Here is a 23107-nt window from a genome sequence, read left to right as displayed (position 1 = left end):
GAGAATTTTTCCGGCACCTCAGACGACAAGTCTCGAACGAGGGTTATACTAACTCGCGGCATAAGCACCGCTTGTTCGCCGCTTCCACCATAAAAAATAACGATCAGGGATAACGATGAAAAAAAATCTTCCGATTACCCAACGAGAGATCGAGTACAGCACCCAACTCACCATCACCTCGGCCACCGACACCGCCGGACGAATCGGTTACATCAACCACGATTTTATTAAAATCAGCGGTTTTAGCGAAAGCGAACTACTCGGACAAAGCCACAACATCGTCCGCCACCCGGACATGCCGCCGGCGGCGTTCGCCGATTTATGGCAAACCATCAAAAGCGGTAAGCCGTGGATGGGCATCGTCAAGAATCGCTGTAAAAACGGCGACCACTACTGGGTGGACGCCTTCGTGACGCCGCGTTTCGACCAAGGTAAAATCATCGGCTACGAATCGGTGCGTGTTAAACCCGATCCCTCGACCGTAGCCCGCGCCAGGGAAATCTACGAAAAAATGAATGCCGGCAAGGCGGACTCGGTGGGCCTTGGCCGACTCACTCTGACAGCGAAGCTGACGATGAGCTACGGCCTGCCCCAGACCGCGCTAGCCTGCATCCTGTACCTTAACGGCCTGGTTAGCCCCGGCGTCGCGGCCGGTCTGGCGGCATCCGCGCTGGCCGTCGGCTACGCCGCCGCCGCTTTGCTTTTGCAACCGTTGAGCGCCGCCGCCGCCGAAGCGCGCAAAGTCATCGACAACCCGCTAACCCAACGCATCTACACCGCCGACGATGGCGAAGTCGGTCAACTGCTGTTAGCGATCAAATTGCTGAAAGCCAAATCCCGAACCATCATCCGCCGTTTGATTCAAGCCACGGAACCCTTGGCCGGCAAGGCCGATTCCACCCATCGCGCGGTTAGGCAAGTCAGCACCGCGATGGACCAGCAACTGCGGGAAATCGAACAAATTGCCTCGGCGATCCATCAAATGAGTGCCACGGTTAGCGAAGTAGCCCGTAGCGCCGCCAATGCCGCCGATGCCGCCAACAATGTCAGCCAAAAATCCCAGGCTTCGGTTGCGCGGGTCAACGACACGATAGGCATGATGGAAAGTCTGGCCGGCGCGGTCAATCAAGCCGAAGCGGTGATTCAGGTGCTCTCGACCCATAGCCAGAATATCGGCGGCGTGCTGGACGTGATTCAAGGCATCGCCGAACAAACCAATTTGTTGGCGCTGAACGCCGCGATCGAAGCCGCCCGAGCCGGCGATCAGGGCCGCGGTTTCGCGGTGGTCGCCGACGAAGTACGCACCTTGGCCGGCCGCACTCAAAAATCGACCGAACAAATTCATCGAATGATCAACGATCTGCGCGGCGGCACCGAAAACGCCGTCGCCGAAATGGCCAGGGTTCGAGAAATGGCGGCCGCCGGCTCCGAGCATGGCAAAAACTCCACTAGCCTGCTCCACGAAACGCTGCAATCGGTCGGCTACATCAACGAAATGATCGTGCAGATCGCCAGCGCGGCCGAGCAACAGCACGTGGTCTCCGAGGGCATCGCTCGAACCGTCGAAGCCATCGGCAATTTGTCCCGGCAAACCAGCGAGCATGCGGCTCAAGCCAGCGAAGCGGCCGGCAGCGTTTCGGAATCCAGTCGCGAACTGGATTTGATGGTCGAACAATTCGACGACCAGCAACACTAAGCCAGCCGCGCTTGCCGGATGAAAATCTCGCGTTCAGTGGTCCTGCTTCCATTTGATGTTGCAGCCGACACTGGGAATTTGCCGGGCCTCAACCGGAAGGCCATTCAACATCGCATCCAGCGCGGCTCGCAAATCCGCGCCGGTCACCGGCTCGCCGTTTTTCGGCGTCGCCGCGTCCAGCCGGCCGCGATAAACACAGACCAAATCGGCGTCGAACAGATAAATGTCCGGCGTGCAAGCCGCTTGATACGCCTTGGCGACTTGCTGGGTCTCGTCGTACAAATAGGCCGCGAACGGGTAACCCCAGGCCGCCATCAGCTCGCGCATCTTGTCGGGCGCATCGTCCGGATAGGCGACAACGTCGTTGGCGCTGATCGCCAGCGTCGCGACGCCCCGGCTCGCGTAGTCGCCGGCAATCGCGATCAATTGGGCTTTGACGTGCAGCACGTAGGGGCAATGATTGCAGATAAACAGAATCAACGTGCCTTGCTTACCGCGCAGGTCTTGCAAGCGATACGTCTTACCGGTCACGGTATCCGGCAATTCGAAATCGGGCGCTATCGTGCCCAGCGGCATCATCGTGGATTGGGTGGCGGCCATCGCATCTCCTCTCGGTTACAAAATCCGAGACATTATAAGTTAAGCGCCGCGACTCGCTGCCGAAACGCATGATCGGATAGGCCATGAATGTCCACTCGAACCACCTTCCGCAACCGGACGCCTACGTACTGACAGAGAAACTCGGCGAAAGCTTGCAAGCTTCGGTCTACAAGGGTTACCACAAACACGTGCCCGAGTATCCGCTGGTCATCAAGTACCTGAAGTTACTGTCTAGTTGGGAAGATCAATCCCGGCATTTGCGGCAAAAAATCGAACGTCTGAAGGTGTTGCACGACCCGCGCGTCAGCACGCCGCTGGCGCTGGAATCCGACGAGGGCGAACAATTCATCGTCCAACCGTGGTTCGCCGGCCAAACCTTGAGCGACTGGGTGCAATCCCAAGGATCGCCGGGTCTCGACAGTTTTTTCGCGCTGGCCTGTCCGCTCGCCGACATCCTGCAAACCGTTCACGACTGCGGCATTACTCACGGCGGCGTGAAGCCGCACAACATTCTGGTGCATGCGGGTACGCTGGGCTTGCGGCTGACCGATTTCATCACGCCGCTGGATATCCGCGATGTCAGTCATTTCATCTACGATCCGCAATTCGTTCGCCATACCTTGGCCTACACGTCGCCGGAACAAACCGGCCGCATCAACTACCGGGTCGATTTCGCCACCGATTTGTATTCGCTGGGCATCGTATTCTACGAATTGCTCGGCGGCCGGCCGCCGTTCGTCTCCGAAGACCCGTTGGAACTGATCCATTCCCATCTGGCGGAGGAAGCCGAGTATCTGCACGAACTCGACCCGAGCATACCGGAAACGCTGAGCGAGATCGTCGCCAAACTGACGGTCAAGCAACCGGAAAAACGTTACCAAAGCGCCGCCGGACTGCTGGCGGACCTCAGGCGTTGTCAGAGCGAATACGGCCGCGACGGCGCGGTGTCTAATTTCGCGATCGGCCGCCACGACCGTAGCCGCCGGGTGATATTCATCTCGAAAATGGTCGGACGGCAAACCGAATCCGAAACCATTCAACGCGAATACGACGAGGTGATGCGCGGTCGGTTTCGATCGGTACTGATTTCCGGTCTGTCGGGCATCGGCAAAACCCGGCTGATTCAGGAACTGCAAAAACCCTTGGTGAAAAATCGCGGCTACTTCACGTCCGGAAAGTTCGATCAATACCAGAAAAACATTCCCTACAGTTCGCTGATCCAGGCCTTGCGCAACCTGATCCGCACCTTCCTGACCGAGAGCGACGCTCAGGTACGACAGTGGCGGGCCAGGATTTTAGAAGCGGTCGAACACCAAGGCGGCGTCATCGCCGAGGTGGTGCCGGAACTGAACTTCATCATCGGACCGCAACCCGAGCCGCCGGCGTTACCGCCGGTCGAGGCGCGCCAACGCTTTAACAATCTGTTCGACCGATTTTTAGCCTGTCTGGCCAGCGAGGACAATCCGCTGGTGCTTTTCATTGACGACCTGCAATGGTGCGACAGCGCGACTTTCGATTTTTTACAAAACCTGTTTGCCAACCATCGCGATCACCCATTTCTATTGTTGCTCGGCGCCTATCGGCACAACGAAGTCGACGCCGGCCACCCATTGACGAAATTGATCCGCCGGGTCGGCGAAGCCGAGGGCCCGCTGACCGAAATTCGCCTCGGCGCGTTGAGCGAGCCGGACTGCCACGATATGGTGGCCTACATTCTGGATTCGTCTCTGGAAGCCACCGCCCTTCTCGCTCGATTCATCGCCGGACTGACCGAGGGCAACCCGCTGTTCGTCAGTGAGAGTCTGGCCTGGCTATACAACGAAGGCCTACTCGGCATCGACGCCGATCGGCATTGGCTGTGGGACATGCAACGCATCCGCGACACGCGGATGCCGGCCAACGTGGTCGAGCTATTCAGCGCCAAGGTCCGCAAACTGCCCGAGCGAACCTTGCGTATCCTCGATTATTGCGCCTGCCTGGGCAATCGTTTCAGTGCCGACGAAATCGCCAAGGTATTGGAATTGCGCATCGAACCCTTGTTCGAGGACCTGAAGCCGGTACTGAGTCTTGGATTAATGCTGGAAAACAAATCCGATCTGCAATTCGTCCACGACCGAGTACAAGAAGCGGTACTGCGTCAGGTCGATCCGGCCGCGCGCCGGGCGATTCATTGGCGCATCGGTCAGCGCCTGCTCGGCACGACCCCGGTCGGCACCGAACTGGCGCACATGGATCATTTGTTCACCATCGCCGCACACTTAAACCAGGGCAAACCCAGCTCGCCCGACGACCGCACCCGCTATTGGCTGGCGGAAATCAATTTTCACGCCGGCAATAAAGCGCTGGATGCGCTGGCCGGCGAAGCCGCCAACGAGTTCTTCGAAATGGCCCATCGTTATTTGCCGGGCGACTGCTGGACCCAGACCTACGAGTTGACCTTCCGAATTTACCAACGGCTGGCCAAAACCGACTTGATGCGGGGTCGTTACGATAGTTCGGAAGCCTTGCTCAACCAATTGATCGAACACGCGGTCAGCGATTTGGATAAGGCGGAAGCCCTGGCCGAACAGACTACCTCGCTATCCTCGTTCGGCAATTTTCAACAGGCGATTGCGACCGCCAACCGCGGCCTGGCGTATTTCGGCAAATCGCTGCCCGCCGATGCCGACGACGCCCGCCGTCAAATGGAAAGTTTGACGGCCGACATCGAAGCTCAAGGCGACGTCTGGAGCAAAATCGCCGCGATGCCGTTTACCCGGGAGCGCCGCAATAAAATCGAACTGGCCTTTTACGCCGAATTGATTCCGGATTTGTATATGTGCGGACTGGTGCCGCAACTCTACCTATCGGCCGCGCTGTCCACCCAGCATTGTTTGGGCGGCGGTATGGACGAGTCGGTGATCTACTCGTTTTCGATCATGGGATTGAATCTGGGCGAGCAAGGTCGCTTCGAGCAAGCCTTCCGTTACGAAAATCTGGCGCGCGACTTGTGCGCCAAATATCCGAACACCTTCGGCGCCACCCGCGGCATGAACGGCATCGTCTGGTGCAATATGCACAGCCGTTCGCACCCGGCCGACATCGTCGACTACGCTCATCAAGCCATACAATGCGGTCGCAATTGCGGAGACTTGTACAACGCCGGGCTATCCTACGGTCCGCTGATGTGGAACTTGCAGGCCCAAGGCAAGAATCTGCGCTGGATAGAGGAAGCCGCCGAGGAATGCCTGCAATTCTCCCGCAAGAATCAACTGGCGTTCTCGGTCGGCTTGGCGGAAGCCGTTCTGGCGGGGTGGATCGCGCCGATGAAAGGCGGCAAGCCGATTGATATGACCGCCACGCTGGCGGATTGGGACACCCATCGTTACGTCGCGGCCTCCGGCAGCTATTATGCGTTGCTCGGCTTCGCCCGTTATTTTCTCGGGGATTATGCCGGCGCGGCCCAGGCCTTGGACCAAGTGGAGCGCCACTTACACGGCTTGACCGATAACGTGCTGAAACGCTTGTGGTATGTCTACCGACTGTTGAACCGTTTACGGCAAGCCGACGCGCCGCCCTGGTCGGAACTGGAAACCGAAATCGCGCCGGTATTGGAACAGTTGGAAACTTGGGCCGGTCTGGGGCCGCTGTTGCAACCCTATCTGAGTTTTGCCAAGGCCGAAATTGCCCGGTTTCGCGGCGATGTCCGCGAGGCACGCAATCGGTATCTGGATGCTGCCGCCGACTGCTTCCGCCAGCAATACGGGCTGTTGGCCGGCCATGTCTACGAAGCATTGGCCGATTTGATCGCCGAACACGACTTGGGCGATGCCGAACTCTATTACGGCGAGGCTCGCCGTCACTACCGGCTGTGCCGGGCCGATCTTAAAAACCAACAACTACAGGAGCGGCACCGCTACGTTCCCCCGGAAACGGGCGCCAGGATTGTCAAATCCGAATCGCCGAATTCAAAACTCCCTAACCTGGATATCGGCTACTTGATGAAATCCGCGCTGGCGCTATCCGCCGAGATCGATTTACCGCTATTAATGCGCAAAATCATGACCGTCGTGCTCGAAAGCTCCGGCGCGCAGCACGGTTATCTGTTGATTCGCCAGCAGGACGAATGGGTGGTCGCCGCGGAGCAACATGTCGGTAAGAAGCGCGCGCCCCGCCAGGAGTACGCGCCCTTACACAAAGTGCGCGGCATCTGCCGGGCCGTGGTCAATTACGTGACTCGCACCCACGAAAAAGTCGTGTTGCGCGACGCCGGCAGCGAAGGCGAGTTTCAAACCGCGCCGGAGGTCGTCGCGCTGGGCTTGCGCTCCGTGTTGTGCTTGCCGGTCGTCAAACAAAACGAACTCGGCGCGGTGCTGTATCTGGAGAACCGCTTGGCCGACGGTGTGTTCACGTCGGAAAAAATCGCGATGACCGAATTACTGACCGCGCAAGCCGCCATCTCGCTGGAAAACGCCCGACTGGTCGAGCAAACTCGCCATGCCTACCACCAATTGCAAGATAATCAGGACCATATGCTGCAAATGGAAAAACTGTCGGCGCTCGGCACCCTGGTCGGCGGCGTGGCCCACGAAATCAATAATCCGTTGATGGGCGTGATGAACTTCGTCGAATACGTGGCGGAACGTTGCGAAGACGCCAAGTCCCGCGAAGTGCTCGGGCAAGCTTTGCAACAAATTCAGCGGATCAAGGCCATCGTTTCCAACATGCTGATTTTCTTGCACAACCGTTCGGCGCAAACCGGGAGTTGCTCGCTTGCTGAAGTGTTGCAGCAAACGCTAATGCTGCTCGAAGGCGAACTGCGCAAATTCGCGATCGCGGTGCATGTCGACTCGCCGGCCGACCTTCCGCCGATCGCTTGCACCGCCGAAACGCTACAGCAAATTTTGGTGAATTTGTTGATCAATGCGCGCGACGCACTCGCCGGCAGCGAGCATCCGCGCATCGATATCCAAGCGCGTAGCGCGGAAAAGATGTTAGAGTTGACGATAACCGATAACGGCTCCGGTATCGCCGACGAAGTGCAAATCCGAATGTTCGACCCCTTTTTTACGACCAAGCCGCCGGGCCAGGGCACCGGCCTCGGCTTGTCGGTAACGCGGCGGCTGATCCAGGACATCGGAGGCACTATCAGCGTCGAGAGCCGCTCTGGTGAAGGCTGTTGCATGCGGTTAAAATTTCCTCACTTTTAACGCGGGACTAGCGATGGTGAACAATATTTTAGTAATAGACGACGACCCTGCGGTACGGGGCGCCTTCAAATTGATCCTGGAAGACGAAGGCTACAACGTACGCGAAGCCGAATGCGGAGAAGACGGTATCGCGATGGCGCAAAGCCTGCGCCCGGACTTAATCTTTCTGGACTTGCGGATGCCCGGCATCGACGGCGTGGAAACGCTACGGCGCCTGAAGGGTATGGACGACAGTTTGAACGTCTATCTGGTGACCGCTTTCGCCACCGAATTCATGGATCAGCTCAAGGCCGCCCACGACGAAGGCCTGCAGTTCGAACTGGCCAGCAAACCGTTGTCGGCCTCGCAAATCAAGAACATCGCCCAGGTGGTCCGGATCGCCAAGGATCACGAAGCCCGCCGAGCCAACCACCATAAGCTGGTATTGACGCTGTACGTCGTGTCGCTGAATGCGGAAACCCGCCGCTTGGTCGAACAAATCAGCGCGGTGCTGACCGGTATCTACGAACCGGGCCACTGGGTGTTCGATGTCGTCGAAGTGCTAGGGATGCCTGAAAAAGCGCTGGAACAGGAGGTCTTCGCGACGCCGATGCTGGTCCGCGATTTACCGAAACCGGTGTTGAAGTTGCTCGGCGACCTGTCGCGCATGTCGTCGGTGATGGCCGCGATTACTACCCAGACTCAAAGTACCGGCGCGCAAACCGTCATCGTCTAAAACCGCTTTTACCGGACCTCATGCCGCAAACCCTCAGCCAGCTCAACCTGATCCTGGACACCATCACCGACGGCGTGCTGGTCGTCGATCCGTCGGGCAAGGTCATCTATGCCAATCAGGCCGCCGAATCATTATTGGAACGGGGCGAGTTGGCCGGCCAGATGCTGGCGATTCCGGTCGCCGACAGTCATTTACATTTTCAGGACATTAATTTGATTAGGCCCAGCGGCCTGGCTTGGGCGGAAATGCGCTCTACGCCGCTAACCTGGGAAGGCAAACCCGGCTTCGTCATCGGCTTGCGCGACATTACCGCTCGCAAACAAGCCGAAATTGCGCTGCAAGAGAGCGAGTTGCTGTTCCACACTTTGGCCAAGGTCGCGCCGGTCGGGATTTTCCGTACCGATCGGACCGGCGCCTTCGACTATGTGAATACTCGCTGGTGCGAAATTTCCGGCCTGTCCTTCAGCCATTCCCACGGCGACGCCTGGATCGACGGCCTACACGACGAAGACCGCGCCGAGGTCGCCGCCGCCTGGCGAGCATGCGTCAGCCTGGCCGAACCGTTCTACCGACAATTCCGCTTCCAACTCGGCGACGGCGAGTCGCGTTGGGTGGTTTGCCGAGCCGAGCCGGAGCTTACCGATTCCGGCGACTTGTGCGGCTACGTCGGAACCGTCACCGATATTTCCGAAATCAAGGCTAACGAAGACCGGCTAAGCCAAGCCGCCGCCGTGTTCGAAAGTACTCGGGAAGGCGTGATGATAACCAACGCCGACAAGCAGATTCAGCTGGTCAACAAGGCTTTCAGCGACATTACCGGTTTCTCGCCGGAGCAGGTGATCGGCAAGACCCCGAAAATCATCGCCTCCGGCCACCACAACGTCGATTTTTATCGCGACATGTGGGCAACGCTGGCCAACACCGATCATTGGCAAGGCGAAATCTGGAATCGCCGTAAGAACGGCGAAGTGTTTCCCGAGTTGTTGAGCATCAGCGCGGTGCGCGACGGCCAAGGCGATGTCACCAATTACGTAGGCGTGTTCGCGGATATTTCCAAACTGAAAGCATCCGAAAAGGAACTGGAATTTCTGGCCCACCACGATCCGCTGACCCAACTGCCTAACAGGATGCTATTCCTATCCCGGTTGCGTCACAGTATCGACCAAACCCGCCGCCGGCGCGGCGTGATGGCGGTATTGATGCTGGATCTTGACCGCTTCAAGGACGTCAACGACAGTTTTGGCCACCTGGCGGGCGACGATCTGTTGCAGTTGGTCGCGCAAAGGCTCACCGCCCGTTTGCGCAACAGCGATACGATATGCCGGCTGGGCGGCGACGAGTTCGTCGTGTTGCTCGAGGAAATCCCCCAACCGGAAGCGGCCGCCCAAGTAGCCTCGCAAATTATCGCGGCGCTAAGCCAAATCTGGCGCCTGAGCAGCGGTCACGAAGTCAGAATCGGCGTCAGTGTCGGCATCGCCCTGTTTCCCGAACACGGTCAGACCCCGGACGAACTGATTCAACAGGCCGATACGGCTTTGTATCAAGCCAAAAACGACGGTCGCAACTGTTTCAAATATTTCTCGGAAGATCTGACTCGCGCGGCCCGCGAACGGATGGACCTGGAAATCCGCCTACGCCTCGCCATCGAGCGCCGCGAGTTGCGCGTGTATTTTCAACCGCAAATCGACATCGCCAGCGGCCATTTGGTCGGCGCGGAAGCCCTGCTGCGTTGGGAAACCGATACCGGAGAAATTATCTCACCGTCGCGTTTCATACCGATCGCCGAGGAAACCGGATTGATCGTGCCCATCGGCAACTGGGTGTTGCAAGAGGTTTGCCGACAAGGCCGGCGCTGGCTGAACCGGGGGCTGGCGCCGATAAAGTTGGCGGTGAATTTATCGTCTCAACAATTTCTGCATAGCGACATCGGCGAAGCGATAGGCAACATTCTGCGGGAGACCGGATTTCCGCCGGAACATCTAGAGTTGGAGCTGACCGAGAGTGTGCTGATGAAACGGGAAAGGGAAGCGATCGAGATCCTACAACAATTGCACGAACTAGGGCTGGGCTTGTCCATCGACGATTTCGGCACCGGCTATTCGTCGCTGGCCTATCTGAAACTATTTCCGCTGGACGTCATTAAGATCGACAAGAGTTTTATCGAGGACATTCCGGACCACGCCGACGATATGGAAATTACGGCAACCATCATCGCGATGGCAAAGACGCTAAAAATGCGGGTCATCGCGGAAGGCGTCGAAACTGCGGAGCAATTGAATTTTTTGCGCAGCCGCGATTGCGATCAGTATCAGGGCTATCTGACCAGCCGACCGCTACCTATCGCCGAATTCGAAAAATTCAGACGCGACTATCGCCCCCGTCCGGTCGAGCCCACCTGTATCGATTAGAACCGCTATTCCCCGGTCCGACTTGCTTATATCTAACCGCAAAACCGCCGCGAGATCATCGGCGGCGGTTTTGCGGGACACTTCAATACCGCTTAAACGCGCCGACGCAGATACGTCGCAAGACCGGCGATGGCGCTGCCGAACATCCAAACCGCGCCGGGTACGGGTACCGGCGAAGTACCGCATTCCTCGTCGACGCTACTCACGCACACGTTCAACGAACCGGTATTGTCACCGAAAATATCGTCGTTCAGCCCAAATTGCACATAGGTCGCGCCAACCGGCAATTCGAAGCTGATGCCGTATACAAAGCCCTGACCGCTATCCAATTTAATCACGCTGCCCACGCTCAACAATTGCACGATATTGCCGCCGTCGTCGGTCAAAGCACCGACCAGGGATTGCAAGAACAGACCGTAGGGCGCCGGATCGTCCGGATCCTGATTTTTCCCCCATTCGCTTTCGTAATAATAGCTAGGTAACACCTGGCCGCTGGAGCCCAACTCGTCGTCCTTGAATACGCTGCCTACATGGCCGTTATTATTAACGTTCGGCACATCGCCGAACGCGTTGGTTAGACCGTCAAGGTAGGTAATGTAAATTGAATCGCCCGCGCCGATGCCAATATCGGCCAGCTTCAACCGGGCCGGAGGCGTGTAATCCGGAATCGCATCGCTACCGTCCGCGCCGAGACCGTAAGCGTAATCGCCGTTCAAGCCGCCAAGTTCCCAATTCCAAGGACCGGCTGTGCCGGCAACGTTAACGATTTGATGTGCCGCATCCGCGGTCAGCGACATCAAGCCTAGCGTCGCCCCCAATATTGCTTTGTGTATTCCGCCAAACTTAAATTGCATAAAAATCTCCGAATATCCCATCAATGAAACCGTCCGCCACTGCGACCAAGTTTTGTTAAGCAGAAAATACGCCAACTATTTTTTGAAAATAATTTCAATACTTTAATATCCAAACCACATCGCCTTACCTGACACTGTAAAAACCGCCGACACTTTACGGCAACACTTGTGGTATCGTCGGCGCCCACTATCGACCAACGACCTTTCCCGCCACCGTACAGCCGCATGAGCCAATCCGCCAGTCTTCCGCTATTGTGGACCGAGGCCTTCGCGCTTGAACTTCAGACCTTTTTCACCAATCGCTTGAAATGTCCGGAGGCGGCAGCCGATCTGACGCACGAAACCTATTTGCGCCTGCACCAGAGCATGACTCGGGCACCGGCGGACAATGCCAGGGCGCTGGCATTTAGAATAGCCGTGAATCTGGCAATCGACTACCAGCGCCGGTTGAATGTTCGAAATCAGCATCTCGCCGACTCCGACAGCGATACCTATGCCGATACCGTAGCCGACCCGGCTGGTAACGAGCCTTCGAAGATCTTGATTTCGAGAGAACGTTACGCCGCGCTACAAGCCGCGCTGGCGGAGCTACCCGCCGATTGCCGCACCGCCTTTCTGTTAAACCGGGTCGAGGACTTGAGTTACCTGGAAATTGCTCAGCGGATGGGCATTTCGCGCAGCAAGGTCGGCCGCCTGCTGGAACAAGCCCTAGCCCACTGCACGCGGAAACTGGAACCATGACCACCGTACCGCAAGCCGCGCCTGGCCCCGATTCCGACGGTTTAACCGCCGCCAAGCAACAAGCCGTCCATTGGCTGATCCGCTTGAATGCCGGCGATTTGAGCGAGCAGGAAACACAGGCTTTCGCCGACTGGTTATCTCAGGATTACCGACACTCGGAAGCGCTCGCCGCCGTCGAACAAGTCTTTCAAGATATGACGACGGTAGCCACGCTGGAAACTCGCGCCGCACCGGCACTATCGATCCCCCGTGACGCCCCCGGCGTCGCGCTTGGCCGGCGTGGCCGGCGTGGCCTCGCCCGCCGGCTAAACACCATATTTGCGGTAAAACGTTTGGCGATCGCGGCGACCCTACTGCTGGCGGTATCGACTGTCTCACCGCTAGGCAGCCGTTGGCTGGACAGCTGTCGTAGCGACTATCGCACCGCGACCGGCGAACAGCGCGAGATCGAACTGGTCGACGGCAGTCGACTGCTGATGAACACAGACACCGCTGTTTCGGTCGACGCCGACGCCACGGTCAGACGACTCAAACTGTATCGCGGTCAAGCCCGTTTCTGGGTTGCCGCCGATCGAAACCGGCCCTTCGAAGTGCAAGCCGGCGATCTTACCGTCCGCGCCTTAGGCACGATCTTCGAGGTCTACGTCAGCCAAAGCGGCGAGACGCGCATCCTCGTACAGGAACACGCGGTGGCGGTGAGCGCTGGTGCCAGCGACCGCCGCGAAGTGGGCGAAGGCCAACAACTCGACTATCGGCCCGGCCAAGCGCTGGCCGCCGCGGAACCGGCCGATCTCGATCAAGCCACGGCCTGGCAGCAGGGGCAACTAACCATCAACGACCGGCCTTTAGCCGAGCTGATTGCGGATTTGGAACGCTACCGGTCCGGGCGCATTCTGCTCGCCGGTGCCGACTTAGCAAAATTGCGCGTAACCGGCGTATTTCCGTTAAGCGAGCCGGACCGGATTTTATCCGCCGTTCGCACCATTCTTCATTTACGGCAAACCGACTTGGGACCTTGGCTGACGATCCTGCACCGCTGATGGTTCCGCCGAAGTTTCAATGGTAGCGCGCAACCAGCCGCCATCGCCAAGCGTCGCTGAATACCGGCGTAACCGCTGATCGATGCGTTCGCATCCGCTCGCGCCAACTTTTTTGAGACGATTTTTTTAGTCGTGCGTTTTGTATAGGGAGATTCATACCACTACTGGAGAGAACGTGACAGCAAATCACTCGAAACGCCCCCGAAACCGCAACGTCATGCTGAATTGCGCCACGGCGTTGTTGGCCGCTTTTGTCGGAGGCTCGTATAGCATCGACTCTGCACGCGCCGAAGCACTGCCGCGCGCTTACCACATTCCCGCTCAATCGTTAAACAACGCGCTGATGAAATTCGCCAGCGAATCCAGCCTGACAATCCTGTTTACCGCCGACCAAGTCCGCGGCCTGAGCAACGAAGCGATCGAAGGCCAAATGACGCCGCAACAGGCTTTGGAACGTCTATTGCGCGGCAGCGGCTACCGCTTCCGCTTCATCGACCAAAACACGGTGACGTTGGATAAAACCGCCGAGACACCCACCACGCCTGCCCCCGACACGTTGCCGCCGGTTTCTATAGTCGGGAAAGCGGTCTACGACGCGACGGCCCCATTCAACCCAGACTACAAGTTGCCGAATGCGTCGACGGCCACCAAAACCGATACGCCAATCATGGAAACGCCGTTTTCGGTACAAGTAGTATCCAAACAAGTGCTGCAGGATCGCCAAGCGGTGCGCCTGGAAAAAGCGCTGGAATACGTCAGCGGGGTGGTTCAAGGCGGATTCAACCAGCAGACTTCGGACGGTTTCATGGTTCGCGGCTTTCAAACCACCAATTATTATCGGGATGGCACGTTGATGCCGATCAGCTTTGCTCTGGCCTCCACCAAACGCGAAACCGCCAATCTAGAAAGCGTCGAGGTTCTTAAAGGCCCCGGCTCGCTACTTTACGGTAGAGCGGAGCCGGGCGGCGTGATTAATATCGTCACCAAACAACCGCTATCCACCCCTTATTATTCGGTACAACAACAATTTGGCTCGTATGCGTTTTATCGGACAACGGTCGATGCCACCGGCCCGCTATCCAGCGACGATAGCTTGCTTTATCGAGCGAATTTATCGTACGAGAACTCCGGATCGAATCGGGACTTTGTCAATACCGATAAAGTCTTTTTCGCACCGGTCTTAAAATGGAATATCGGTCCGAGAACCCAAGCATCGTTCGAACTCGAATACCAACACTTCAACACGATTCAAGATATTGGCATTCCGCCTATAGGCAATCGGCCCGCGCAAGTCGCCAGGAATCGAAATCTAGCCGAACCCTTCAACAGCCAATGGAACGGCGACAGTCTATTGCTGGGCGTCAATTGGTCGCACGAATTTAACGACCGCTGGAAAATCGTCAATAAATTCCTGACACAGCGCGTCGACATCGACAACGCCTACACTAGCTTCGCGACCTTCGAGCCGGTATTGTCGGACGGCAACTTCAATCTCAAAACCATTAGTTTTCCGAAGCAGCGCAACGAAAACTATTTCACCACCGTGAATCTGCTCGGCAAAATCGAACATGCCCAGCTAACGCACGACGTATTGTTCGGTTTCGACTATATGAACGTCCGGTACATGGCCAACATCAATAATTCCTCGGCATTGTGGCCCAACAATCTGTTTAACCCGGTGTATCAAACGTCGCCGCCGGGATTCGATCCGGCGGCACAGTTTACCTATTCGCAAACTCAATCCTGGTATGGCCTATATTTTCAGGACCAGATTACGTTGCCGCACGGCTGGCACTTGATGGGCGGCTTGCGTTACGACAACGCCAACTTGCGCGACAACGTCTCGGGTTTGGATTCGCCGGGCGAAGACCGCTTCAATCCTCGCGGTGGGGTTTTATGGCAACCCATGCCCTGGCTGTCTTTGTACGGCAGCTACACCGAGAATTTCGGGGTATCCAATAGCTCGTTCAATGCCGACGGCCATAATTTGCCGCCGCAAACCGCACAACAGTGGGAGACCGGCGTAAAAACCGAATTGCTCGACGGCAAATTGCGCTCCACCCTGTCCTACTTCGACCTGAAACAGCAAAACTTGCCGACGTCCATTCCCGGAAGCTTTTACTACCGCGCGTTAGGAGGCGCGGAAACCCGCGGCATCGAATTCGACAGTACCGGTGAAATCCTGCCCGGTTGGAACCTGATCGCGTCTTATACCTATATGCCGTTCGCGAAAATCACCAAGGATGTCGATAGCGACGGCAATATCGGCAATCAGGGCCACCGTTTGTTCGCTGCCCCGGAACACGTTGGCAGCGTTTGGAACACCTACGAGTTTCAACAGGGCCAATTGCAAGGATTCAAATTAGGCGCGGGCCTGGTGGCCGTGGATCAAAGACAAGGCAACCCGGAGAATACCTATCAAGTACCCGGCTACGTTACTCTGAATCTGATGACCGGCTACCAAACCAGAATTGGCGGATCAAAAGTCACCGCGCAATTGAACGCCGACAATATACTGAATAAAACGTACTTCGTCGGCACCAACAGCGCCAATCAAATCCAATTCGGTGCGCCGCTCAGCCTAATGGGCTCGGTCCGCGTCGACTTTTAAAGATTCTGGACGTCGTTCGGACTCGCGTTGGCGTTTAATCGGGGAGCCAAGTTGCTCCCTAAACGGCAACCGGAAACTTCAACGACCGCTGCCGCCTAGTCGTCCGGCGGCGTTCGGCGTTTTTCCGAGACTTGGACGGATATTTTAGACATGCGGCGCCGGACACTGCTTACAACCACAGGGTCGATACGGATCGATTTTACAATCGGCGACAACATCCGGACTTTGAGCTATCGGACGGCGGCGCGGTAAAACGTCGATAGGCGAAGTGGTCCGTCCCCGCCGGAACAAGGCTCGAGCGAAAAAATTTTCTGCTCTAAGCACTATCGCAACCCTAAAACACCCCCGAATATAGGCCCGCATCCGCGACTTTCTATCTTGTCAGCCGTTCTGCTCGCCTAACTTTTCGAACGTTCCCGGAATTAAAAACACCGAACTCGGCAATCGAATTTAACCACCGGAAATTCAGCCTCTGATCCGGATGTTTTTCTGCGCCCTTCAAGTCGCCGGCGTTTAGGCCCGGTATTTCCTTACGCTGTCCACGATAAAGTAATCAAACACTAGCCGACGGCGCGTTTGGCGTAGCTGGCTTCTAAGCCGATAATACCGAGGCAGAGCCGTAAGAAACGCAGCTTGAGCCGGTAACCGCTAAGGATCAGTCGCGCGGCCATCCAGGGTTTTCGCCCTGCGGGCCAGTCTATCGGCTGCGATGATCGGGGCGAAATAACGGGAAACTCCCCGCCGAAAATTAATTGTTATTCACTAATTTGGCAAATCAACTAAGCTAAAGCGCCTGTTGTAAGCTCGGCGATAGTGATTGGAGTTTTCATACTTTCAACTCATTTTTCAGAGCAAACTAGACTATTAAACTATTTTTTAAATAGGATGTTTTTCTATGAGTAAAGAATTAAAAATTCTCAGGAAGTATTTTGAGTCAGGAACCGCTGAAGGGGATGAAGCATTTCTCAGGGATGTGTTTATTCCGTTTGATGAATACGTTGATATTGTATCTGTTCCTAAGGCTGGTCCAAGAATTGTACTTGGAAATAAAGGCGCTGGTAAATCGGCAATTTTGCGTTTTTTTAGAAAGCAACTTGAAGATGCTGAAGTTCCTGTTTTATTGCTGAGACCTAAGGATATTGAAATAGATAGTGTAGCCGATCACGCTCTAGGCCCCCTTACAAGAGTGAGCGAAAAGGCTATTTTAACAGCAATTGCTGGAAAAATAGGATCAGAAATAAAAGGACTTGTCATTAACAAGGCAAGTAAGGACTTGCTAAAGGAATCGCAAAGGCAAGGGTTACAGACACAAGATTGTATTGAGAAACTTGCTTCAATTCTCAGCCCATTAGGTAAGGCATTTTCAAAAATTGATTTTTCTGAAATCCTGAAATCGCAAGATGGTTCCAATATTGGAGGATTACGAAATGCCATAGAATCGTCTCTAACTAAGAATGAAAATTTATTTTATGTGTTGATAGATGACACGGATCAAATTGCCTCTCCAAATGAACCCAATCATTTGAATAGAATTTGGGCTTTCTTATTAGCTGCAAGATCGATAAACGAGAGATGTAATAATATAAAATTTATAATAACGATTCGCGACGAAGTCTGGAGACGTTTAAAACGGGATGAGGCCGGACAAAGGGATCAAGTCGATCATTTTAGAAATCTCTCAAAAAAAATTGCAATGACGGAAGACAACCTGAAACAAGTGATAAAACGCAGGTTAGAAAAAGTACACGAAGAGCTTTCTATACCATCTTATATAACTGTATATAACCTATTTTTTGATACAAATCATGTTCATATACCTACAACAGATGGCGAGTACAGGTATTGGGATGATTTTATTGTTAAACGGTCAAGAGAAAGGCCAAGGGACTCTATTCAATTGATATTTAAATTATGTGACAAAGCAATATCAAAAAATGAATCAAAAATTATGGCTGGAGATGTTGAGCAAGTAATGCCTGCTTATTCCGAGGAACGCGTTGATGATTTAAAACGAGAATGTGATCTGGAATGCCCACAAATTAAGGAAGTTATTAGGGCGTTTCATAATGTAACGTACGATTCGGGGACATTCACACTGTCTCCGCAAGCGACAGCTGATTTTTTAAACTCTTTACCAAGCAGATTTTCAATAAAACTATTTTCTATTGCGCTAAAAAATGGAAACAAAGATGATGTTTTTTTATTGTGGCGCTATTTGCATGAGATTGGATTTTTAAATGGGCGCGTTTCAGATACAAGAAAGAAGTATGGATTCCGGCATATTTCAATTGATGAAGATCCAGAGCTAGTGTCGCCAGCGAGATGGAATGATATGCAAGCTATTCTTTGGGAAGTTCATCCAGCTTATAGAGATTACTTAATAAAATTATCAAAAGACAAGGATTTTAGCTTTGGTACACCAAAAAAAGCAAAAAAGAATGTTCGTTGATTAAGTTGATCACGGAAGTTACGCGTTTTTCATTATTTAACGACTTCAATTTCCTCGTTCCCACGCGCCGCGTGGGGATGCAGACTAACCGCGCCGCGGTCAGGTTAAAGCCAATCTCGATAAATCGGCAATAAGCCCTCCATGCCGGCATAGCTGCGCGCACTGGAATAGCGCCAATGTTCCGGCAAATCGACATAACCACGTTTGACCGGGTTGAGATGGATGTAATCCAGTTTTTGCCGTAAGACTTCGGGATTATCGATCAACTGCGGATGGCTGCCTTCTTCCCACAATTGATAGTCCCGGTCGGTTTTATGTGCTTTGCGAAACCATTTGAGTTGGGCCAATAGCCGCTCGGCTTTGATTTCGTGTAAATAGTCGATCAATTGGCGGGCGGTGTAGGATTTGAAGTGGGCGATTTGATGGGCTAGATCGTCGGCTTGTATTAGCAGATGCATGTGATTTTCCAGTATCACAAAAGCATAAATTCGCCAGCCGTTCCGTAGTTGGCGATAATGCAAGGCATCCAATACGATTTGCACGGTGGCCGGCCGGGTGAACATGGGTATCCAGTTGAGCACGGTGCAGGTTATGAAGTGCGGATATCGAGACTGGAGAATGCGGTAGCGGCTGCGGCCCATCAGTGTTACCTGGTCGGATTCCTTATACCTATCTAACCGCCGGCGCGGTTAATCTGCATTCCCACGCGGCGCGTGGGAACGAGAAAGGGCGAATAGCATAGGTGGGTGCGTTATTTTAACTCGCAGGATAAGTTAATCCTGAATACGCAGGAAGTCAGCGAGGTACCGAACGTAGTTTGTGCGTCGGCGGAAGATATCGCCGACAGCCATCAGCGCTTACAGGAAATTTTGCAGGTGTATTTGTGAGCGAAGCTTTCTTCGGCGATGCCTCGCGCTTGCCGGCGGAAGCCAAGCTGGAATGCAAGATTTGCTGGCATGTCTGTGACCCGGCCGAAGGCGACGCCGTCTGGCAGGTGCCGCCCGGTACCGCCTTTGCCAATTTGCCTGACCATTGGAGTTGTCCGCGATGCGGTGCGCCGAAGCAGGGATTTTTGCTTTTGGACGAACCCGGATAAGCCGCAGATCCGGCCGATCTCTCCGCGAGATCTTGGACTTCGACGATTTGAGCGCTCGATTCGCGCGCCGGATCGGCTTTGGTTAAACTCAGCGGCATCCATTTCCAAACCTGGACTTGCCGCCGCGCGTTCGATGTATACAGACCTACACTGCCACTCCGCTCGGCCGGAAGCCGAGCTTAGCCTGATCAATTTCGACTTGGCCTCGCTAAACGCCAACGACGTCGACGCCGCCATCGAAGCGGCCGGGCGAAGCCATATCAGCGCCGGACTGCATCCGTGGTACTTGGCCGAGCCTACTTTGACGCCAGCCTTCGACGCCTTGGAGCGTTTGTCGCCCTATCTGGCCGCGGTCGGCGAATGCGGTTTGGATCGATGCGCCGCTACGCCTTACGAACTACAACGGCGGACTTTCATCCGTCAGATCGAATGCGCCGAACGCTGGGAAAAACCGTTGATCGTGCATTGCGTGCGAGCTTACGGCGATTTGCTGGCGCTTCGGCAAGGGTTAAAACCCAAGCAAGTTTGGATCGTGCATGGCTTTACCGGCAAGCCGGGCTTGGCCGAGCAACTCGTCGGCGCCGGCTGCTATTTGAGTTTCGGCAAGGCCTTGCTGAACCCGCGCGCCTCGGCGAGAGACAGTTGGCGCGCGACGCCGCTGGATCGGGTGTTCCTGGAAACCGACGCGGCCGACATCTCGATTGCGACAATCCATGCCGAAGCGGCTACAATTCGCGGCCTTGATTTAACCGCGCTGCAACGCCAACTCGTTGCCAATTTCGATAGAGTGTTTCGATGACCGACTTAAGCTGGCTGTCCCGTACCGAATTGCTGATTGGCAAGCCCAAACTCGACAAGCTGCAACAATCTCACGTGTTGGTGGTCGGCATGGGCGGGGTCGGCTCCTATGCGGCGGAATTCATCTGCAGGGCCGGCGTCGGCAAAATGACCATCGTCGACGGCGACGTCGTCGAAGCCAGCAACCGCAATCGGCAACTGCCGGCACTGGCGACCACCCACGGCCAGCCCAAGGCCGACGTAATGGGCGCCCGGCTGCTGGCGATCAATCCCGACCTCGATCTGACCATCAAATACGAATTCATCACGCCGGATACCGCCGCCACGCTGCTGGACGAATGCCACTACGACTACATCGTCGATGCGATCGACAGTTTGACGCCGAAAATTCATCTGATCCGGGCGGCCAAGGCGCGCAAGCTGAAAATCGTCTGTTCGATGGGCGCCGGCGGCAAACTCGATCCTACCCACTTGAAAGTCGTCGACATATCCAAGACTTACAACTGCCCGTTCGCCCAGTTCATTCGAATACGCTTACGCAAGCACGGCATTCATCGCGGCGTAAAAGTGGTGTTTTCGCCGGAAGTGGTGAACAAGGATTCGTTGATGTTCACCGACGGCAGCAATTACAAGAAATCGGCCTACGGCACGATTTCCTATCTGCCGGCGGCTTTCGGCGGGGTTTGCGCGTCGGTGGTGATCCGCAATTTGATCCACGACCCGGCCCATCACTGACGCGAACCAACCGGAGCCACCATGTCAAAATCCACACCCAGTAACGGCCCGCGCCAGATCAATCTGGTAAACAGCAAACGGCTGCAAGCCTTGCGCTCGGGATCGACAGCCGCGGAATCCGGTCCATCGAACCGGAACGGCTCAACTCCGCCGCTTGCTGGCCCGGATGCCGCTAGCGCGCGCTTGCAACTGGAAGTCAGCCGCTGCCTGGCCGAGATCCTGCGACAACTGCCGCCCGGCAAGCAACGCAGCCTGTTCAAAATCCGTTACGGTGTCTATCCCGAGCAGCTGGAAAGTCTAGCACCCAACGAAGCGGCGCGGATTTTGGGCTTGCCCGTCGGCCAACGACGTTAACTCCACATCCTGGTTAGTCCGCCGCGTCGTCGTCCGGTTGTTCGCGGCGCGCGAACTCGGCACGGCGGGCACGGCCCTCCGGACTATCATCGCGCCGGGACTGAAACTCGTCCATTAACGTCGATCCGCACACGCAATTTCTGAACACCGCGACGACCGCCTGGTCGTCGTCGTCCAACATTTCCCGCAATCCGGTGTTACCGGCCGGTAAATCGACGGTTTGCGCCAGAAAGTCCTCGGCGCTGCTATAGACACGCCCGCAAGTGCGGCAACTGCGCGGAAACGAGGCTTGGGCGGCGCGTAGCCCTTCGAATCGGTGATCGGTCATCGCGAAAACTCCAAAAGCGCGGCCGGCTGGCCGAATCGAAAACCGGTGTGAAGCCAAACCGGCAACTGGCTTATAATGCTCGGCCAGGCGAGATAAGGACAGCAATTTGTCGAATCCGCGCAGTATAAACCCAAGCAACGGCAACCGATCACCCGGCCCGGCCTTTCCGGAACGCACCCGATTCATGTACACGATAGAACCCAACCAGGATTATCGCGACCAAAGCCTGCGCCAACACGGCGAGCTGTCGGCCTCGCAATTGCAAGCCGATGCCGCCCGGCATTACGACGACTGCTACCGCGACTACCTATTCGCTTGGTGCAATCGCGACAACCTGGCCTTGCATTACGGCTATTGGAACAGCGACGCGCGTTACGACCAACATCAGGCCTTGTTAAACAAGAATCGGGTTTTATATGAAGCCGGCGGCCTGAACGCCAACCACCGGGTGTTGGATGCCGGCTGCGGCATCGGCGGCAGCAGCATCTGGATGGCGAAAAACCACGGCAATCGGGTAACCGGTATCACGATCAGCGCCAAGCAGGCCGAGTACGCCCGCCAACACGCCAAACGCCACGGCGTGGCCGATTTGGTGGACTTCCAGGTAGCGGATTTCTGCGCGACGCCGTTCGCGGACGCCAGTTTCGACGCGGTATGGGCGCTGGAGAGCTCGTGTCATGCGCTGAATAAAGGCGATTTTTTGCGGGAAGCCTGGCGGGTCTTAAAGCCCGGCGGCCGCTTGATCGTTTGCGACGGCTTTTTATTGCAGCGCGAATTCGACGAAGCCCAGTGGCAAGCCGTCGTAACTTGCTTGAACGGCTGGGCCGTACCCAACCTATGCTCCCGCGATGAAATTACCGAATTGGCCGGCCGCGAGGGCTTTCAAAACGTGGTTTGTCACGACATCACCGCGCAGACAGAACCGTCGGTAGAGCACATGTACAAAGTCGCCAAACGCCTGCAACCGGTTCAGAAAGTCAGTCAATGGTTGGGCCTGCGCAGCAAGGCGCAAACCGCGAACTATTTGGTCGGACTGGCGCAGCATCGACTGTTTCACGACAAACTCACCGAGTACTGTATTATTACCGCCCAAAAAGCCTGATCGAGAAATCAATGCCGTTTTCGCGCCCGTTATTTCTGTTCAACCTGCTGCCGGTTTGCCTATTGGCCGGCTGCGCGACCGTTCCCGCCGGCAGTCTTCACGACAATTTCGCCGATTACGCCGAGTCGGTGTTTCGCCATCAAAACGCGTTGATCAGCCGCTTAATGATGCTGAACGACAACGACGAGCTGAGCGACACCGACCTGCTGGATAAAGCCGAAGAGCGTATGCACGACGCCTGCCACTGGTTGAACGAATACGCGGAACGGGAGAGCGACGGCGACAGTATGAGCTGGCGCTTCAAAGCCAAGGTTCAGGACAGCATAGAACCTTGCGACCGCCGCATTCAAGAACTGGAAACCCTGCTGGGTCAATACGACAAACCTTAAGT

Annotated in this window: 19 protein-coding genes; 15 read left to right on the top strand and 4 right to left on the bottom strand. The window is 55.7% G+C overall.

Annotated elements, in window-relative coordinates; translation table 11 throughout:
* The first annotated feature begins 115 nt into the window (after positions 1-115).
* Complete coding sequence (locus BJL95_RS11370; RefSeq protein WP_071158036.1) at positions 116-1696, top strand: PAS domain-containing methyl-accepting chemotaxis protein; 1581 nt, start codon at positions 116-118, stop codon at positions 1694-1696.
* A gap of 33 nt (positions 1697-1729) precedes the next feature.
* On the opposite strand, the gene BJL95_RS11365 is transcribed toward BJL95_RS11370, so the two are convergent.
* On the bottom strand, positions 1730-2296 hold the full coding sequence (locus BJL95_RS11365; RefSeq protein WP_071158034.1) for a thioredoxin family protein: 567 nt from the start codon (positions 2294-2296) through the stop codon (positions 1730-1732).
* A gap of 83 nt (positions 2297-2379) precedes the next feature.
* Between BJL95_RS11365 and BJL95_RS11360 the strand changes: the two genes are divergently transcribed.
* From BJL95_RS11360 to BJL95_RS11350, 3 genes are read left to right on the top strand one after another with little or no spacing between them, the layout of a single operon-like run.
* Complete coding sequence (locus BJL95_RS11360; RefSeq protein WP_071158032.1) at positions 2380-7485, top strand: AAA family ATPase; 5106 nt, start codon at positions 2380-2382, stop codon at positions 7483-7485.
* A 13-nt stretch (positions 7486-7498) separates the two neighbouring features.
* A complete protein-coding gene (locus BJL95_RS11355; protein ID WP_064027889.1) occupies positions 7499-8200 on the top strand; it encodes a response regulator in 702 nt (233 codons plus the stop codon).
* Positions 8201-8220: 20 nt separating this feature from the next.
* Positions 8221-10608, top strand: coding sequence for a bifunctional diguanylate cyclase/phosphodiesterase (locus BJL95_RS11350; RefSeq protein WP_071158030.1), 2388 nt, complete (start codon positions 8221-8223; stop codon positions 10606-10608).
* Between the two features lie 92 nt (positions 10609-10700).
* On the opposite strand, the gene BJL95_RS11345 is transcribed toward BJL95_RS11350, so the two are convergent.
* The gene (locus BJL95_RS11345) at positions 10701-11462 is read right to left on the bottom strand and encodes a hypothetical protein (RefSeq protein ID WP_064027893.1); all 762 of its coding nucleotides are present in this window, start codon (positions 11460-11462) and stop codon (positions 10701-10703) included.
* Between the two features lie 225 nt (positions 11463-11687).
* On the opposite strand from BJL95_RS11345, the gene BJL95_RS11340 reads away from it, so the two are divergent.
* From BJL95_RS11340 to BJL95_RS11325, 4 genes are all read left to right on the top strand, one after another.
* Entirely contained in the window at positions 11688-12203 is a 516-nt protein-coding gene (locus tag BJL95_RS11340) for an RNA polymerase sigma factor (protein WP_064027895.1), read from the top strand.
* On the top strand, positions 12200-13243 hold the full coding sequence (locus BJL95_RS11335) for a FecR domain-containing protein (protein ID WP_071158026.1): 1044 nt from the start codon (positions 12200-12202) through the stop codon (positions 13241-13243). Before BJL95_RS11340 ends, BJL95_RS11335 begins: the two co-directional genes overlap by 4 nt.
* A 175-nt stretch (positions 13244-13418) precedes the next feature.
* Complete coding sequence (locus BJL95_RS11330) at positions 13419-15854, top strand: TonB-dependent receptor (RefSeq protein WP_139306228.1); 2436 nt, start codon at positions 13419-13421, stop codon at positions 15852-15854.
* Between the two features lie 895 nt (positions 15855-16749).
* The gene (locus tag BJL95_RS11325) at positions 16750-18303 is read left to right on the top strand and encodes a hypothetical protein (RefSeq protein WP_071158021.1); all 1554 of its coding nucleotides are present in this window, start codon (positions 16750-16752) and stop codon (positions 18301-18303) included.
* A gap of 104 nt (positions 18304-18407) precedes the next feature.
* On the opposite strand, the gene BJL95_RS11320 is transcribed toward BJL95_RS11325, so the two are convergent.
* Entirely contained in the window at positions 18408-18944 is a 537-nt protein-coding gene (locus BJL95_RS11320) for a transposase (RefSeq protein WP_071158019.1), read from the bottom strand.
* Positions 18945-19049: 105 nt separating this feature from the next.
* Between BJL95_RS11320 and BJL95_RS23885 the strand changes: the two genes are divergently transcribed.
* The 5 genes from BJL95_RS23885 to BJL95_RS11300 all read left to right on the top strand — a co-directional run bounded on the left by BJL95_RS23885 (position 19050) and on the right by BJL95_RS11300 (position 21286).
* Positions 19050-19190 carry a hydrogenase expression/formation protein gene (locus BJL95_RS23885; RefSeq protein ID WP_254786780.1) on the top strand — a complete coding sequence of 47 codons (141 nt, stop codon included), beginning with the start codon at positions 19050-19052 and terminating at the stop codon, positions 19188-19190.
* Complete coding sequence (locus tag BJL95_RS11315; RefSeq protein WP_071158018.1) at positions 19187-19399, top strand: rubredoxin; 213 nt, start codon at positions 19187-19189, stop codon at positions 19397-19399. The genes BJL95_RS23885 and BJL95_RS11315 overlap by 4 nt, the downstream gene beginning before the upstream one ends.
* A gap of 133 nt (positions 19400-19532) precedes the next feature.
* Positions 19533-20198, top strand: a complete 666-nt coding sequence (locus BJL95_RS11310) for a TatD family hydrolase (RefSeq protein ID WP_071158016.1) — start codon at positions 19533-19535, stop codon at positions 20196-20198.
* Positions 20195-20932, top strand: a complete 738-nt coding sequence (locus BJL95_RS11305; RefSeq protein ID WP_064025644.1) for a ThiF family adenylyltransferase — start codon at positions 20195-20197, stop codon at positions 20930-20932. The genes BJL95_RS11310 and BJL95_RS11305 overlap by 4 nt, the downstream gene beginning before the upstream one ends.
* Before the next feature lie 21 nt (positions 20933-20953).
* Positions 20954-21286, top strand: a complete 333-nt coding sequence (locus BJL95_RS11300; protein ID WP_071158014.1) for a hypothetical protein — start codon at positions 20954-20956, stop codon at positions 21284-21286.
* 13 nt (positions 21287-21299) lie between these two features.
* Here BJL95_RS11300 and BJL95_RS24620 read toward each other — a convergent pair whose 3' ends face one another.
* The gene (locus BJL95_RS24620) at positions 21300-21614 is read right to left on the bottom strand and encodes a hypothetical protein (protein ID WP_139306226.1); all 315 of its coding nucleotides are present in this window, start codon (positions 21612-21614) and stop codon (positions 21300-21302) included.
* A gap of 184 nt (positions 21615-21798) precedes the next feature.
* Between BJL95_RS24620 and BJL95_RS11290 the strand changes: the two genes are divergently transcribed.
* Together BJL95_RS11290 and BJL95_RS11285 are read left to right on the top strand one after the other, a co-directional pair.
* Entirely contained in the window at positions 21799-22716 is a 918-nt protein-coding gene (locus BJL95_RS11290; protein WP_071158010.1) for a methyltransferase domain-containing protein, read from the top strand.
* An 11-nt stretch (positions 22717-22727) separates the two neighbouring features.
* Complete coding sequence (locus BJL95_RS11285) at positions 22728-23105, top strand: hypothetical protein (protein WP_064025655.1); 378 nt, start codon at positions 22728-22730, stop codon at positions 23103-23105.
* Positions 23106-23107: the final 2 nt, after the last annotated feature.

The organism is Methylomonas sp. LWB (assembly GCF_001856095.1).
Lineage (GTDB): Bacteria > Pseudomonadota > Gammaproteobacteria > Methylococcales > Methylomonadaceae > Methylomonas > Methylomonas koyamae_A.
The sequence above is the reverse complement of the archived record's forward strand: the minus strand, read 5'-3'. Positions and strand labels throughout refer to the sequence as shown.

What these genes read in the sequence shown, in the direction of transcription:
- BJL95_RS11350 (WP_071158030.1), top strand. Translation starts at nt 8,221, where the DNA reads ATGCCGCAAACCCTCAGCCAGCTCAACCTGATCCTGGACACCATCACC.
- BJL95_RS11305 (WP_064025644.1), top strand. Translation starts at nt 20,195, where the DNA reads ATGACCGACTTAAGCTGGCTGTCCCGTACCGAATTGCTGATTGGCAAG.
- BJL95_RS11285 (WP_064025655.1), top strand. Translation starts at nt 22,728, where the DNA reads ATGCCGTTTTCGCGCCCGTTATTTCTGTTCAACCTGCTGCCGGTTTGC.
- BJL95_RS11340 (WP_064027895.1), top strand. Translation starts at nt 11,688, where the DNA reads ATGAGCCAATCCGCCAGTCTTCCGCTATTGTGGACCGAGGCCTTCGCG.
- BJL95_RS11300 (WP_071158014.1), top strand. Translation starts at nt 20,954, where the DNA reads ATGTCAAAATCCACACCCAGTAACGGCCCGCGCCAGATCAATCTGGTA.
- BJL95_RS11345 (WP_064027893.1), bottom strand. Translation starts at nt 11,462, where the DNA reads ATGCAATTTAAGTTTGGCGGAATACACAAAGCAATATTGGGGGCGACG.
- BJL95_RS11320 (WP_071158019.1), bottom strand. Translation starts at nt 18,944, where the DNA reads ATGGGCCGCAGCCGCTACCGCATTCTCCAGTCTCGATATCCGCACTTC.
- BJL95_RS11355 (WP_064027889.1), top strand. Translation starts at nt 7,499, where the DNA reads ATGGTGAACAATATTTTAGTAATAGACGACGACCCTGCGGTACGGGGC.
- BJL95_RS11310 (WP_071158016.1), top strand. Translation starts at nt 19,533, where the DNA reads ATGTATACAGACCTACACTGCCACTCCGCTCGGCCGGAAGCCGAGCTT.
- BJL95_RS11325 (WP_071158021.1), top strand. Translation starts at nt 16,750, where the DNA reads ATGAGTAAAGAATTAAAAATTCTCAGGAAGTATTTTGAGTCAGGAACC.
- BJL95_RS24620 (WP_139306226.1), bottom strand. Translation starts at nt 21,614, where the DNA reads ATGACCGATCACCGATTCGAAGGGCTACGCGCCGCCCAAGCCTCGTTT.
- BJL95_RS11365 (WP_071158034.1), bottom strand. Translation starts at nt 2,296, where the DNA reads ATGGCCGCCACCCAATCCACGATGATGCCGCTGGGCACGATAGCGCCC.
- BJL95_RS11335 (WP_071158026.1), top strand. Translation starts at nt 12,200, where the DNA reads ATGACCACCGTACCGCAAGCCGCGCCTGGCCCCGATTCCGACGGTTTA.
- BJL95_RS11290 (WP_071158010.1), top strand. Translation starts at nt 21,799, where the DNA reads ATGTACACGATAGAACCCAACCAGGATTATCGCGACCAAAGCCTGCGC.
- BJL95_RS11370 (WP_071158036.1), top strand. Translation starts at nt 116, where the DNA reads ATGAAAAAAAATCTTCCGATTACCCAACGAGAGATCGAGTACAGCACC.
- BJL95_RS11360 (WP_071158032.1), top strand. Translation starts at nt 2,380, where the DNA reads ATGAATGTCCACTCGAACCACCTTCCGCAACCGGACGCCTACGTACTG.